10 protein-coding genes and 1 riboswitch are annotated in these 15083 nt (G+C 58.5%); of the genes, 6 read left to right on the top strand and 4 right to left on the bottom strand.

The window, feature by feature from the left end; all coding sequences use genetic code 11:
• Positions 1 to 49: 49 nt before the first annotated feature.
• From EL26_RS12770 to EL26_RS12760, 3 genes are all read right to left on the bottom strand, one after another.
• Complete coding sequence (locus EL26_RS12770; RefSeq protein WP_038089351.1) at positions 50 to 685, bottom strand: response regulator; 636 nt, start codon at positions 683 to 685, stop codon at positions 50 to 52.
• Positions 657 to 2483 (bottom strand): GAF domain-containing sensor histidine kinase, encoded by a 1827-nt coding sequence (locus EL26_RS12765; protein WP_038089348.1) that lies wholly within the window; start codon positions 2481 to 2483, stop codon positions 657 to 659. Before EL26_RS12765 ends, EL26_RS12770 begins: the two co-directional genes overlap by 29 nt.
• A gap of 111 nt (positions 2484 to 2594) precedes the next feature.
• Entirely contained in the window at positions 2595 to 3065 is a 471-nt protein-coding gene (locus EL26_RS12760; RefSeq protein ID WP_038089346.1) for an NUDIX hydrolase, read from the bottom strand.
• A 164-nt stretch (positions 3066 to 3229) separates the two neighbouring features.
• Here EL26_RS12760 and EL26_RS12755 point away from each other — a divergent pair, with 164 nt between their 5' ends.
• The 6 genes from EL26_RS12755 (at position 3230) to EL26_RS12730 (ending at position 13012) form a co-directional block, all read left to right on the top strand.
• Positions 3230 to 3868 (top strand): nitroreductase family protein, encoded by a 639-nt coding sequence (locus tag EL26_RS12755; RefSeq protein ID WP_038089343.1) that lies wholly within the window; start codon positions 3230 to 3232, stop codon positions 3866 to 3868.
• Between the two features lie 99 nt (positions 3869 to 3967).
• Complete coding sequence (locus EL26_RS12750) at positions 3968 to 5470, top strand: aldehyde dehydrogenase family protein (RefSeq protein WP_038089340.1); 1503 nt, start codon at positions 3968 to 3970, stop codon at positions 5468 to 5470.
• Between the two features lie 136 nt (positions 5471 to 5606).
• A riboswitch (SAM riboswitch) is annotated at positions 5607 to 5723 on the top strand.
• Between the two features lie 109 nt (positions 5724 to 5832).
• Complete coding sequence (locus EL26_RS12745; RefSeq protein WP_052036333.1) at positions 5833 to 7764, top strand: bifunctional homocysteine S-methyltransferase/methylenetetrahydrofolate reductase; 1932 nt, start codon at positions 5833 to 5835, stop codon at positions 7762 to 7764.
• A gap of 28 nt (positions 7765 to 7792) precedes the next feature.
• The gene (locus tag EL26_RS12740; RefSeq protein ID WP_038089338.1) at positions 7793 to 8827 is read left to right on the top strand and encodes an LLM class flavin-dependent oxidoreductase; all 1035 of its coding nucleotides are present in this window, start codon (positions 7793 to 7795) and stop codon (positions 8825 to 8827) included.
• A gap of 119 nt (positions 8828 to 8946) precedes the next feature.
• A complete protein-coding gene (locus EL26_RS12735; protein WP_038089335.1) occupies positions 8947 to 10785 on the top strand; it encodes an LTA synthase family protein in 1839 nt (612 codons plus the stop codon).
• A 136-nt stretch (positions 10786 to 10921) separates the two neighbouring features.
• A complete protein-coding gene (locus EL26_RS12730; RefSeq protein ID WP_052036321.1) occupies positions 10922 to 13012 on the top strand; it encodes a putative bifunctional diguanylate cyclase/phosphodiesterase in 2091 nt (696 codons plus the stop codon).
• Between the two features lie 29 nt (positions 13013 to 13041).
• Here the strand turns inward: EL26_RS12730 and EL26_RS23790 are convergent.
• On the bottom strand, positions 13042 to 15083 hold a 2042-nt coding region (locus EL26_RS23790), incomplete at its 5' end, for a cadherin-like beta sandwich domain-containing protein (protein ID WP_173424622.1).

Genomic DNA, 15083 nt, shown 5'->3' with positions numbered 1-15083 from the left:
AGCCTCCTTCGCCCGGATCCGTCTCCGGTTGCGAAAGGGGCTTTTTTTCTTAAAACACCACAAGCTTTTCCCGTACCGCATACATGATCGCTTGCGACCGGCTCTTCACGCCGAGCTTGCGGTAGATGTTGCTGATGTGCAGCTTCACCGTCGTCTCCGAGATAAACAACTGCTCGGCGATCAATTTGTTGGACAGCCCTTGCACCAGCGCCGTCAACACTTCCAACTCCCGGGGAGAGAGCTTCTCCGCCGTCTCTTCCTTCGGCTCGCGGTACGACGCCAGCAGCTTGTCCGTAAGACTCGGGTTCAGCACCGACCCGCCGCTCATCACTTTGCGAATCGCTTCCACCACTTCCGAAACGGGCGAGTCTTTTAACAAATAGCCTTTCGCTCCGGCGCGGATCGTGCGGAACAGGTACTCTTCTTGGTTGTACATCGTCAAGATCAGAATCCGGATGTCCGGCATCTCCGCCGTCAATTTCTCGACCGCTTCCAAGCCGCCCATGCCCGGCATGTTGATGTCCATCAACACCACGTCCGGCTGCAACTCCCGCACGGCCTCGATCGCTTGGTGACCGTCGGATGCTTCGCCGACCACGTCCAGATCCGGCTCGCCCTCGAGCAGGTTGCGCAATCCGTCGCGCAGGATCGTATGGTCATCGCAAAGCAACACGCGAATACTCATCGCTCTCTTCCTCCTCAAGTGTGATTTCCAGCGTCACGAGCGTCCCTTCGCCCGGCGCCGTCACGAAATCGAGCATCCCTCCGGCATCGTCGGCGATGCTGTGCAGGTTCTCAATCCCAAAACTCTTCCGGTCCGCAGCTTGCAAGATCGCCTGTCCGAAGTGGAAGCCCACCCCGTTGTCTTTGACTTGCAACATCGCCGTCGTCCCGTCGCATTCCAGCGTCACCCACAGATCGGTCGCTTTGGAGTGCTTCGCGGCGTTCTTCACCGCCTCCGTGCAAATTGCAAACACTGTCTGGGAAACTTTGGACGGCAGCTTCTCTGCACAGATTTTCGATTGAAAGTGCGTCTGTATGCCCGTCGCCGCCCGCACTTCATCCAAGTGCGCCCGCAGCGCAGGCACGAGGCCGACGTGCGTGTACGGTGCGGGGCGCAACGAGTAAATCGAGTGGCGCACCATCGTCGCCGTCTTGCGCACGCTCTCTTGCAAGTCGATCAACGGTTTCTGCATCTCATGCGGCGCGTTGCGCTTCAACATCTCCACTTGCAGAATCGCCGACGCCAAATCTTGCGCCAGTCCGTCGTGAATCTCGCGGGCGAGTCGGTTGCGCTCTTCCAAGAGCAGGCGTTTTTCCTGCTCCTCGATATACTGCGCGTTTCGCATCGCCACCCCCGCGTGCGTCGCGAAGATCGTCATCATCTTGAGGTCGTCATCGCGAAACGCATAGGGAGCTTGTTTGCCAAGCGACATGACGCCGACCACGCGGTCTTCGATGTGAATCGGCACGACGAGCAGCGAGCGCGTGTCTTCCTGCGTCTCCGTGCGCAACACCCGCGTGTCGCGCTCCGCATCGTGAATCAGCATCGGCTTTCCGGTGTGCGCGACGAGTCCGACGATCCCGACCTGCATCGGGATGCGCTTGAGCGGGTTGACGTTTGTTGTGCCGATCACGCGCTTGAGCGTCCCGTCCGACTCCACGAGATAGAGCATCCCGTGCGAGCCGCCGACCAACTTCTTCGCTTCGGAAATCACCTGCGACAACATCGTCGGCAAGTCGTTTTGCTGGTTGATCGACTGCGACACCACGAACAGCGTCTCCAGAGACTTGTTCGCCCGCGTCAAGTTCGTCAACAAATGCACCACATACGTCACGGCGACCAACGGAATGAAATAGAATAAAGTCCCCACATAGCCGGGCCCGGCGTACGCCGGGTCATACGCCATCCACAGCATCAACCCGTCATACAAGATGCCCATCGTCACCGAAACGAACCACAACAGCAAATACGACATATGCTTTTCACGCGGGTCGGCGTTTCCATAGAGATACCACCGCACCAGCAGCGTCGTCACCGTCGAAAAAACGAAGCACGACACCGACAGATCGAGAATGGCGTTGGGAACCGTGTGCGCCGTCCCGACGAAGTGCGGCAACAGCATCGTGGCAAATTGCGCCAACAGCAGCGCCACCGCCCGTGTCGACATGTTAAACAGAATTTTCTGCCACGGTTTGCCTTGCATCATGTTGATCGAAGCCACGATCAACACGGAAATCACCAGCGTCGCTTCGGCGTCGTTTGCAAAGCGCATCGCATAGAGGATGGGAAACGTGAACGCGAAATTGATTTTGCCAACCCGCATCGGAAACAGTTCAACCAGCGCCAACATCAACGCCAGCGTGATGAAGAACGACGGATGCAGCCACTGGGAATTCACCAGCGCATAGATCATCGCGGCGGTGCCGAGAGCGGTCAACGGGTAGAGCGGAAAAGACTTCCTATTGAAAGGAATGGGCATAATTGAGCTGTCCTCCTGTCAACTGTTTGAACGTTCAACCACTAGTTCAACAACGACTTCCCGAAACCTTCCGAAAAAAAGACCCAGCCTCGCGGGCGGGTCGTTTTTTCCTCAATCGAGGATCGGAGTCGGCTTGCCGGAGAGCAGATCGTCAATCACTTCCTGCTGGTTGGGGAACAAGTTCTCGGGCAGATCGTCCAGCGCAAACCAGCCGACCGCCAGCGACTCATCCGGTTGCGCTTGCAAAGTCCCGCTGTACTCGCGGCAGGTAAACGCAAACCGCACCATCGCCAACTGATGCCCGTTCGGCAAGTCCACGAAGCGCTCCTTGCCGCTGTACACGCCGAAAAACTCCAGCTTCCCAAGCCGCAGCCCGGTCTCTTCCCATACTTCGCGGCGGGCGGTGTCCTCAATTTTCTCCCCGAGTTCCATCAGGCCGCCGGGCAATCCCCAGAGACCGTTGTCTCGGCGCTGTTGCAACAGCAAACGACCCTCGCCGTCGAACACCATGACGCACGCGCCGTTTACAATCACGCGGGCATTGCCGACCATCGCCCGCAAATCCGAAATGTAATCCGCCATCTGTAACCTCCTGCTTCATTCCCTCCTATACTAACACAGAACGAACACAGAACGACACAGATGGCGCTTTACCATCTCATTACTTTACAAAGGAAAGCGACTTTGTTATGATCGATACGAAACTGGGTACTCTAGAAACGAATCATGCGAAAGGACGTGCACCCATGAGCCAATCCGTACATAACCAAGCAACCGCAGAACAAGTGATGCGCGAGCGTCACGCTGTCAAGAAGTACGACGCTTCCCATCAAATTCCGGAAGCCGAACTGAACGCCATCCTCGAACTGGCGGCGACCGCGCCGTCGAGCTGGAACTTGCAACACTGGAAACTCGTCGTGATCACCGACCAAGCCGTCAAGGAAAAACTCCTCCCGATCGCCTACGGACAACGTCAAGTCGTCGATGCGTCCGCCGTCATCCTCGTGCTCGGCGATCTCGAAGCGGACAAAAACGCGGTGCCGGTCTTCAAACCGGCGCTGGACGCAGGCTTCGTCCCGCAAGACGTCTATGACACGCTGCTCAGCCAAATCAACGCCGCGTACGACAACAACCCGCAAGGCGCGCGCGACGAAGCGATCCGCAACTCGTCGTACATCGCGATGCAGCTGATGCTGGCAGCCCGCGCCTACGGCTACGACACCTGCCCGATGGGCGGCTTTGACAAAGAGAAAATCGTCGAAGCGCTGAACGTGCCGTCCCGCTACATCCCGTCTGTCCTGATCTCGCTTGGCAAAGCGGCAGAACCGGCTCGTCCGTCCGCCCGCTTCGGCCTCGACCAAATCGTCGTCAAAAACTCGTTCTAAGAAAGAGACCCGCCGCCCTCACGCGAGCGGGTCTTTTTTGTCAGATCCCCTCATATCTTCTAGAAGGCTGTACATAGAAGGACAGGGGGGATTCACCAAGTGGAAGCGATTTCTCATAAACTCAACCCGCGCACCGTCGATTTCGTCAAATCCAAGACCGTGAAAAAAATGTTCATCGGCGGTCAATTCGTCGATTCTGTCTCCGGCAAAACGTTCCCGGTCTACAACCCGGCGAACAACCAAATCCTCGCGTACGTCGCCGAAGGGGACAAGGAAGACATCGACCGCGCCGTCGCGTGCGCCCGCGACGCGTTTGAAGCGGGCCCGTGGCACCGCATGATGCCGGCGGAGCGCGCGAAGTTGATCTACACCTTGGCAGACTTGATCGAGCGCGACTCCGACGTGTTCGCGGAGATCGAATCGCTCGACAACGGCAAGCCGATCTCCGAAGCCAAGGGTTTCGACGTGCCGATGACCGTCGAACATTTCCGCTACTACGCGGGCTGGGCGACGAAAATTCACGGCGACGTGATCCCGGTCAACGTGCCGAACATGCACAACTACGTCCGCCGCGAGCCGATCGGCGTCGTCGGGCAGATCATCCCGTGGAACTTCCCGCTGTTGATGGCGGCGTGGAAACTGGGCGCGGCGCTCGCGACCGGCTGCACCGTCGTCTTGAAACCGGCGGAGCAAACGCCGCTCTCCGCGCTCTACCTCGCGAAACTCGTCCAAGAAGCGGGCTTCCCGGCGGGCGTCGTCAACATCGTGCCGGGCTTTGGCGAAACGGCGGGCAACGCGCTGGTCACGCACCCGGACGTGGACAAAATCGCGTTCACCGGCTCCACCGAAGTCGGCAAGCTGATCATGAGCAACGCCGCCGTCGACCTGAAGCGCGTGTCGCTGGAACTCGGAGGCAAATCGCCGAACATCATCTTCCCGGACGCCGACTTCTCCCGTGCGGTACGCGGCTCGATGCAGGCGATCTTCTTCAACCAAGGCCAAGTCTGCTCGGCGGGTTCGCGCCTGTTCATCCACAAAAGCCAGTATGACAACGTGCTCTCCGACATGGTCACGCACGCAAGTTCGGTCCGCCAAGGCTTCGGGATCGACCCGAAAACCCAGATGGGGCCGCTGGTCTCCGAAGAGCAGGTAACCCGCGTCACCGGCTACATCGAAAAAGGGCTGGAGCAAGGCGCCAAGATCGCCATCGGCGGCGAGCGCGGCGAAGGCGACCTCGCGCGCGGCTACTTCGTTCGCCCGACGGTGTTTTACGACGTGCAAGACGACATGGCGATCGCGCAAGAGGAGATCTTCGGTCCGGTCGTCGCGGCGATGCCGTTTGACGACATCGAAGACGTCGTGCGCCGCGCCAACCGTTCCACCTACGGCCTCGCTGCGGGCGTCTGGACGGAGAACATGAAAACGGCGTTCACCGTCGCCAACTCGCTGAAAGCGGGCTCCGTCTGGATCAACTGCTACAACATGTTCGACGCCGCATCTCCGTTTGGCGGCTACAAACACTCCGGCATCGGCCGCGAGATGGGGCAGTACGCGCTGGAGAACTACACGCAGATCAAGAGCGTGTGGGTGAATTACAACTAAGAGCCGGTACGCGCGTGCCAGTTCGTTTTTTGGAAAAAAGGGCGGGGCCGCGGAGGTTCCGCCCTTTTTCATTGACAGGGGTAGACATCCGATGTATGCTAAACAAGGTTGAATGTTCACAAACTTCATACAGCAACTCTTATCCAGAGAGGTGGAGGGACTGGCCCTGCGAAACCTCGGCAACCGGTATTCATTGCAATACATGGTGCTAATTCCAGCAAAACGACCGCGAGTTCGTTTTGGCAGATAAGAGAGGATCTGTTTCCATTGTTATCGACAATGAGCCTCTTCTTGGACGCCTGAGAAGAGGCTCTTTTTATTTTTTCGAACTCACACGAGCAGAAGAAGGGGTGGAAAACCAAGTGAATTCACAGCATGCGTTTCGAGCGCGTTTGCGGTCTGATGTGTTGGTCGGGGACGGCGCGATGGCGACTCTGCTCTATTTGCAGGGCAATGCGATCGGCGCGTCCACCGAAGAGTTGTGTTTGACGGAGCCGGACTGGGTGCGGGACGTGCACGCGGCGTACCTGGAGGCGGGGGCCACCGTCATCGAAACGAATTCCTACGCGGCAAACCGCGATTCGCTCGCCCGCTACGGGTTGGAAACCCGCACGACGCGTATCAACCGCGCCTCGGTGCAGATCGCCCGTCAAGCGGTGGAAGAGTCGGGGCGCGAGGCGTTCGTCATCGGCTCCGTCGGCTCGATTCTCGCCGGGCGCGTGCGCGGCTCGGAGTGGGAAGAGTACCGCGACATCTACGAGGAACAAGCGGTCGCGCTGCTTCATGAGGGCGTGGACGGCTTGATCCTCGAGACCTTCTACGACCTCGAAGAGCTGCTGCTCGCTTTGGATGTGATCCGCCCGCTGGCGGCGTCGAGCGGCACGCCGATCATTTCGCAACTCTCGCTTCTTGAAGTCGGCCGCACCCGCGACGGCTATGAGCTGACGCAAGCGTTCCGCCAGCTCCAAGCGGCGGGCACCGACGTCGTCGGCCTCAACTGCCGCCTCGGTCCTGCCGAAATGCTCGGCTCCTTGGAAAAAGCGATCGTGCCCGAAGGCATGCCGATCTCCGTCTACCCGAACGCCGGGCGACTCGGCATGATCGACGGCAAAGTTCAATACAAATCAAACGCCGCCTACTTTGGCGATTATGCGACGCGCTTGCTCAACCAAGGCGTCGCGCTGATCGGCGGTTGTTGCGGCACCGCGCCGGAACACATCCGAGCCATCGCCGACTCCGTGGCGGGCCAAAAGCGCGTGCCGCGCATCAACCCGGTGCTGCAAACCCGCGTGGAAACGCCGGAGCGCGAGACCCCGCGCATCGAATTCCCGCCGACCGCCAACATCGTCGACTTGGTGAAGCAGCGCCACACGATCATCGTCGAATACGACACGCCCCGCGATCTCGACATCGAGAAGTACATCGCCGGCTCCAAAGCGCTCCAAGAAGCGGGCGCCGATGCGATCACGCTCGCCGACAATTCGCTGGCGACCACCCGCGTCAGCAACATGGCGCTCGGCGCGATCTTGAAGCGCGAACTCGGCATCGAGGCGATCGCGCACGTCGCCTGCCGCGACCGCAACTTGATCGGGCAGCAATCGCATCTCTTGGGCCTGCATGCGCTGGGGCTGAACCAAGTGCTCGTCATCACCGGCGACCCGGCGCGCGTCGGCGACCTGCCGGGGGCGACTTCGGTGTTCGACCTCTCTTCGTTCGACTTGGTTCGCATGGTCAAACAACTTAATGAAGGAATTGCGTTCTCCGGGCGTCGAATGAAGAACAAAGCCCGCTTCGTCGTCGGAGCCGCGTTCAACCCGCACGTGCGCAACTTGGAACCGGCGATTGCCCGCTTGGAGCGCAAAGTGGAAGCGGGCGCGGACTTCATCATGACGCAGCCGGTGTACGACGCGGAGACGCTGCTGGCGATCCGCGAAGCCACGAAGCACATCCCGGTGCCGATCTTCATCGGGGTGATGCCGCTGACCGGCCCGCGCAACGCCGAGTTTCTGCACAACGAAGTGCCGGGGATCAAAATCGCCGAGTCGACGCTTCAGCGCATCAAGCGCTTCGAGGGCGTGGAAGCCCGTCACGAAGGCGTGCAGATCGCCAAGGAACTGCTCGACGTCGCCGTTCAACACTTCAACGGCCTCTACTTGATCACGCCGTTCAATTACTATGACATGACTGTGGAATTGACCCGATACGTCCGGGAAATCACGTCGCCGCAAGCGGAAATCGCCGCTGCGGCCGACCCGTTGCACCATCGCCACGGATTGGGTTGCAACTGCTGCTGAGAATCGAACACGTAAGGGAGTGAGTGAGATGAAATACGGATTCTGGTTGCCGATCTTCGGCGGATGGCTGCGCAATGTGGACGACGAGAACATGCCGCCGACCTTCGACTACGCAAAACAAGTCATTCAAAAAGCAGAGCAGTGGGGCTTCTCCACGACGCTGATCGCCGAGCTCTACCTCAACGACATCAAAGGCCCGGAGCAAGACGTGCTCGAAGCTTGGTCGACCGCCGCGGCGCTCGCCGCCGTCACCGAGAAGATCGAGATCATGACCGCCGTGCGTCCTGGCTATCACAACCCGGCGGTTTGCGCCAAGCAAGCGGCGAACATCGACCGGATTTCAAACGGTCGCTTCACCCTGAACATCGTCTCGGCGTGGTGGGCGGAAGAAGCGCGCCAGTACGGCGGCCACTTTGCCGAGCATGACGAGCGCTACGAGCGCACGCAGGAATTCGTCGACGTGCTCAAAGGTCTCTGGACGCAGGAAACCTTCTCGTACCAGGGCCGTTTTTACAACGTGGAGAACGCGAAACTGTCGCCGAAGCCGGTGCAGCGCCCGAACCCGATCCTCTACGCGGGCGGCGAATCGGAGCGCGGCAAGAAACTGATCGCCGAGTCCTGCGACGCCTACGTCATGCACGGCGGCACGGTGGAGGAAGTCCGCACCAAGATCGCCGACATGAAAAAACGCCGCGCCGACGCCGGCCTCCCGCCGTTCGCATCGTTTGGCATGGCGGCGTACATCATCTGCCGCGACACCGAAGAAGCAGCGCAAGCGGAATTGGCGCGCATCACCGACGTCAAGGACGACCTCAGCGGCTACGCGGGCTTCCAAGACTTCACGTCGAAATCGCAATTGGAGCAGCAGATCACGCTCCAAGACTACAGCGTCTCCAACCGCGGCCTGCGCCCGGCGCTGATCGGCACGCCGGAGCAGATTCAAGCGAAGATCCGCGAGTACGAGGAAGCCGGCGTCGACCTGCTGCTCCTGCAATTCTCTCCGCAACTGGAAGAGATGGAGCGCTTCGCCCGCGATGTTATGCAGACAGTCAAAACCGTATAAATTCTCTGGTAAAAAAAGGCCCGGCGGCGATGCCGGGTTTTTTTGCGTTCAACATGATTTCGTCATCTGGGTTTGGTACACTAGGGGGCAATCTTAACGAAAAGAAGGTTGACAAAACCATGAAGCCATTGTTGCTGAAGGTATTGCGAAGCCCTTTTGTCTTCTATACGGTGTTTATGATCCTGAAATCCCTGCACGTGCGGCAGTGGATGTACGAAGACACCACGTTTTGGAGCGTGGTGGGGGTGGAGCTCAGTGCGTTTGTCCTGTTGTTCGGGCTGGTGGAACTGTTGTTCCGACGGGGCAAGAACGTCGTCTATTTCCTGCTCAGTTTCCTGCTTTCCACGATCTACTTGGCGGTGCTGGTCTACTACCGGCAGTTCCACCGAATTCCGCCGATTGAGTCGCTGTATCTGCTCGGTGAAGCCGAATCGGTGGGAGATTCGATCGCGGTGCTGTTGAACCCGACCGATGCGATCATGTACATCGATTTGCTGGTCGTGCTGGTGCTGACGGTGATCCGCAAACCGATTTTCACCACGCCGGGGCTGTTCCCGCGCAAAGTCTGGGGCGTCGTGCTGGCGCTCTCGCTCTTGGTGTCGACGTGGAACATCTACGCCAAGAGCGAGCAAGACTCGCTCGACCCGTCGAAGCTCGCCAAGGATGTCGGGCTCCTCAACGCCGAAGCGTTTCAAGCGATCAAGGAGACGCGCAGCAACCAGTACGACACCGGTCCGATCACGCAAGACACGATCAACGACCTCAAGGAGATCACCGACCCGGCGCAACTGCGCGATTTCGGGGCGGCGAAAGGCAAGAACCTAATCGTCATCCAGTTGGAGTCGTTCCAAAACTTCGTGCTCGGCAAGCAGATCGACGGGCAAGAGATCACCCCGAACCTCAACAAGTTGCTCGGGGAAAGCCTGTACTTCGACCATTTCAACTCGATGATCGGGCAAGGCAACACGTCCGACGCCGAGTTCATCACCAACACGTCGCTGTATCCGCTGGAGAACGGCGCGATGTCGACGATCTACAAGGACAAAGACTTCCCGAGCCTCCCGAAACTGCTTGAGAGCAACGGGTACGACGCGTTCACCATGCACGTCAACGATGCGAGTTTCTACAACCGCAACCAGATGTATCCGAACATGGGCTACAACCAGTATTATGACAAATCCTATTTCGGCAGCGACGACGTGATCGGCATGGGCGCGAGCGACAACGTGCTGTACAGCAAGTCGATTCCGCTCTTGAAGGAGCGCGCCGACCGCGGCCAGCCCTTCTACGCCAACTACGTCACGCTCTCCAGCCACCATCCGTTTAAACTGCCGGACGGTGCCGATGACTTGAAAGTGCCGGCGGAAGACCAAGGCACGATGCTCGGCGATTACCTGCATGCGGTACACTATACCGATGCGGCGCTGGGGACGTTTTTTGACCAGTTGAAAGCAAACGGCCTCTGGGACAACACCGTGATCGCGCTCTACGGCGACCACTTCGCGTTTCACGCCGAGTCGGCGTCGGAGGAAGACCGCCAAGCGATCGCCAAGTTGACCGGGCATCCGTACGACACGACCGACATGTTGAACATCCCGATGATCATGCACGTGCCGGGCGTCAAGGGCGAAACGTTGCATAACGTCGGAGGTCAAGTCGACACGCTGCCGACGCTCGCCAACTTGCTTGGAATTTCGCTTGGCGACCAGATTCACTTCGGGCAAGACTTGCTCAACCAGACGCACAACCGCATCGGCGAACTGTTCTACCTGCCGACGGGGTCGTTTGTGCAAGACGATCTGCTGTATCTGTCGGACGGCTCTGTGACGATCAACCTCCAATCCCATGAACGCCAAGAGGGTACCGAGGAGTACAGTTCTTCCATGACCAAAGTTTTGGAATTGGAACGGTTGTCCCGTTCCTATATTGAACGCTTGCCCGCAAGGAAGAAAAGCTGATGCCCAGTAGGGTGTCAGCTTTTTCTCTTCTCGGGGATTAATCCGGTTTATTAATGGTTTATGAATGGAGGAAGTTTGGATTTTTTGTCGAAGTAGTGCGAGAGTGACAGAGGGTGGGGAAGGGGTGGGTTCGAATATGGTCAAGAACAGAGACAGCGTGGATGAAAGCGCGCTCAAGGTTCTGTCCTACCATCTAGACCAGATGAGCAACTATATGACCGACATCATCACCGTTTTGACCAGAGAAGCTGTGATCGAGTACGCCTCTCCTTCATATATGAACGTCTTGGGCGTGGATGCGAGCCAAGCCGTGGGCCGGAGCGCTTTTGATTTTGTGCATGAAGCGGATGTGGAACTTGCCGAAGCGATGTTTCAAAACGTGCTGGACACGCAATCGACGATTCGGCTCGAGACGCGGTTTTTGTCTGCCAACGGTTGGATTGACGCCGAGGTGACGGGTTCGCCGGTGCTCGATGAATCGGGGAACCTCACACACGTGATCTGCATCGGACGGGACATCAGCGAACGCAAACTTGCCAAGCAACTGTTGGAAGAGAGCGAGCAGCGGTATCGCTCGCTGTTCGATCATCATCCTGATGCGATTTTCTCGCTCGATCTGGAGGGCCGGTTGGTGTCGCTGAACCAAGCGTGCGGCACGATCACGGGCCATAGTTTGGAGGAGTTGCTGTACCGGCCGTTTCTGGAGCTTGTTTCCGAGGCGGACCGCGAGCTCTCGGCTGAGAAGTTCCGCCTGGCCAAATTGGGCCTGACGACGGGAACCTATGAGACACGTTTGCTGAACGTGCGGGGAGAAGAAGTCGAAGTGCAAGCGCTCAAACTTCCGATCTTCGTCAATGGAGAAGTGGTGGGCGTCTACGGGATGATCAAGGACGTGACCGCATTCAACCAGATGCAAAACGGCTTGAAGCGGATGGCGTATCACGATGATCTGACGGGGCTGCCGAACCGGCGATGGATGACGCAGGCGATTGAAGACTCGATCGTTCGCGCGCAGAAGAACCGTACGATTTCAGCTTTGTTATATTTGGATATTTCACGCTTCAAAAACATCAACGACTCGTTCGGGCATGCGTTCGGCGACCGCTTCCTGATCAAGGTGGCAGAGCGTCTGCAAGAGGAGTGTTCCGCGCGGGGGCTCGTCGTCTCCCGTCTGATCGGGGACGAATTCACCGTCTTGATTTCGGACCGCAAGACGTTCGCGGACATTATGGACACTCTCTCGTACTTGCTGCATGCATTGGGTCAACCGTTCGATATTGAGGGCAAAGAGATGTTCATGACCCCGCATGTGGGTGTGGCGCTGTATCCGACGCACGCCCATGACGCGGAGACGCTGTTGAAACACGCGGGCGCTGCCGTCCACAAAGCCAAGCTCAGCCGCCAGCACATCGAGATCTACAGCCATTCCGACCGCGACCCCGCCGAGCTGTTTTCGTTGGAATCCGACTTGCGGATCGCCGTCGCCAACAAAGACTTCGTGTTGTACTACCAACCCAAAGTCAACATTCAAAACGGCAGCGTCGACAGCGTGGAAGCGCTGATTCGCTGGATGCACCCGGAGCGCGGCGTCGTCTCACCGGGCGACTTCATTCCGCTTGCCGAAGAGACGGGGCTGATCATCAAGCTCGGCGAGATCGCGCTGGAGTTGGCTTGTCAGCAGGCGAAGGCTTGGCAAGACGAAGGCCATCCCTTGCGGGTGGCGGTGAACGTGTCGGCGATGCAGTTTCACCAAGAGGACTTCGTCGAACAAGTGTTGGACAAACTCCGGCAGACCGGGTTGCCGCCGAAGCTTTTGGAATTGGAGATCACCGAAAGCGTGGTCATGGGGGACGTGGAACGAGTCAAGGACACGATGACCCACTTGTCCCAACTGGGCATCTCCATCTCGATCGACGATTTCGGCACCGGGTATTCCTCTCTGCAGTACTTAAACTTATTCCCCATTCAAACCCTCAAAATTGATCGTTCCTTTGTGCAGAGCATCGAATCCCGAACCAGCCAAGCTCCGATCGTCTCCACGATCATCGCCATGGCGCAAACCCTCGGCTTGGAAGTCATCGCCGAAGGGGTGGAGACGGAGGAACAGGTGGATTTTCTCTGGAAGCACGGTTGCAACTTGGTGCAGGGCTTTATCTACTTCCGTCCGATGCCGGCGGAACAGGTGATTTCGAAGATTATTGCTCTGCCGGCCCTAACAAAAAGCTGACGTCCTGAGGACGTCAGCTTTTTTGTTGATTAGTTTTGCTTCCAGACTTCGGTGCCGTCTTGAAGCAGTTGGTAGTCATGCTCTTGCGCCGCTTCCATGATCTCGGCGTATCCCCAGAAGTCCGGGGAAACGTCCGACCACAGGGACGGTGCGTCGACGTGTTGCACGTGGCGCCCCAGCACGCGGTTCATGATCACAACCGTTTCGGCGCGGGTGATCGCTTGGTCCGGGCGGTAGGTTTGGTCCGGGTATCCGGTCACAAAACCTGCGAGTTCCGCCTGGGCGATGAATTGGCGCGCCCAATGGCTGCCGATGTCGGAGAAGTTCGTGTCCAGAGCGGTCGGAAGCTGTTTGAGCTTCGCGATGACCACTGCCATTTCGGCACGGGTGACTTCTGCATCCGGACGGAAGGAGCCGTCCGGATTGCCGATCATGATCTTCTGACCGAAGACTTTCGCAATCGAGCTGTACGCCCAGTGCGAAGTTTGCAGGTCGGTGAAGTTCGGCGTTGCCGATTTGCCGGCGTCATCCGGCAGCAGGCGTGCGAGAATCGCCGCCAACTCGGCGCGGGTGAGGTGTTGGTCAGGGCCGAACGTGCCGTCCGGGTAGCCGTAGATGTACGGTTTGTGGACACCGGAAGCGGCAGACGCTTGCGTCATGTCGTAGTTCATTTGCACGATCGTTTGCCCGACGTGAATCAGACCGTTGCGGATGTAGCTCGTGTCGCCTTGCGCTTCATCCCGGAGGTCTTGGCGGCTGTCGTAGAGCAGATAGCCGTCTTTTTCCGAGATCATGTAGTAATCGGCATCCGGGTAGACCATCCAACCGTATTGACCGCCGTCACGGGTGGTTTGCGGGTTGTGGTTTTGGTTCGGAGCCATGTCGGGAAGTTCCGGAAGCGGGACAGGCGTGTTCGGCGTGCGGCCTTTGTCGCGGTTGAGTTGGGTGTCAGCCCAGTACAGCGTGGTTTTGACACCGTCGATCGGTTGGTGCGTGATCGAATCGCGGACGACGCCGAACGGGTCGATCAATTGAATTTGGATGGTGGCCGAGCCGCTGCCGTCGATCGTCAGGGTCGCTTTTTGACCGGCGAGTTTTTCACCGTTCGGAGCGACCACGTTCAAGACCATCGAGTACGTGCCGGCCGGAACGTTCGGCAGTTGGAACGTGCCTTTGCTGTCGATCGGGATGGCCGGCAGGTTCAGCGGTTTGCCGTCCGTGCCGAGGATCGTCGCGGACATGTTCAGGGTGGAGCCGATTTTCTTCGTCAGGTCTTCCATCGAAGAGCCCGGATTGGAACCGCCGCCGGTGACCACGACCGTCACTTTGCCGTTTCCGTTACCGTTTCCGGTTCCCGGAGTTGCGCCCCCGTTGTTTTGCGCAGGAGTGCGGGTGACCGTCACGGTGTACGTCTTGGTCGTGCCGTCTTGCGCGGTGACCACGACGGTGATCGGGTTCTCGCCGGTTTTCAGCTTGATTTCAGAAGAAGCTTGACCGCTGGCGACGATTGCACCGTTTACCGTTACGGTCGCGTTGGAATCAGCAGTGGTCGGGGTGACGGTCAAATTGTTGACCGATGCGCCCACCGTTGCGGTGTACGCGATCGTTCCGGAAGCGAAGACAGGCTTCAGAGCACCGCTGCTCAGTTGCAGGTTGCTCAAGTCGGCATTGCCGGACGGAGCGCGGTTCACGGTGATCGTGTACGTCTTCGGCGTTCCGTTTTCAGCGGTGACCGTCACGGTGATGATGTTCTCGCCGGAATGCAGAGCAATCGGCTGCGAAGCATCGCCGCTGGCGACACCCTTCGAATTCACGGTTACGGTCGCGGTGGAATCAGCAACCGTCGGAGTGACGGTTACATCGGTGACTTCGTTGCCGACATTCACCGTGTAGGAAACGGTTTTCGCAGCGAAGACCGGATCAAGGGTGCCCGCGCTGACTGTCAAATTGCTCAGGTCGTTGTTGCTGGAACCTGCGCGAATGACGGTCAAGGTGTACGTCTTGGTTGAATGATCTGCCGCCGTGACCACCACCGTGATGGTGTTGGAGCCGACGTCCAGATGTTGGTTCG

Source organism: Tumebacillus flagellatus, from assembly GCF_000714935.1.
GTDB lineage: Bacteria > Bacillota > Bacilli > Tumebacillales > Tumebacillaceae > Tumebacillus > Tumebacillus flagellatus.
Note: the sequence above shows the minus strand (reverse complement) of the source record. Positions and strands in the feature narration are given on the sequence as shown.

Coding starts and splice junctions, on each gene's coding strand:
- EL26_RS12770 (WP_038089351.1), bottom strand. CDS start 685: ATGAGTATTCGCGTGTTGCTTTGCGATGACCATACGATCCTGCGCGAC.
- EL26_RS12765 (WP_038089348.1), bottom strand. CDS start 2,483: ATGCCCATTCCTTTCAATAGGAAGTCTTTTCCGCTCTACCCGTTGACC.
- EL26_RS12760 (WP_038089346.1), bottom strand. CDS start 3,065: ATGGCGGATTACATTTCGGATTTGCGGGCGATGGTCGGCAATGCCCGC.
- EL26_RS12755 (WP_038089343.1), top strand. CDS start 3,230: ATGAGCCAATCCGTACATAACCAAGCAACCGCAGAACAAGTGATGCGC.
- EL26_RS12740 (WP_038089338.1), top strand. CDS start 7,793: ATGAAATACGGATTCTGGTTGCCGATCTTCGGCGGATGGCTGCGCAAT.
- EL26_RS12735 (WP_038089335.1), top strand. CDS start 8,947: ATGAAGCCATTGTTGCTGAAGGTATTGCGAAGCCCTTTTGTCTTCTAT.
- EL26_RS12730 (WP_052036321.1), top strand. CDS start 10,922: ATGGTCAAGAACAGAGACAGCGTGGATGAAAGCGCGCTCAAGGTTCTG.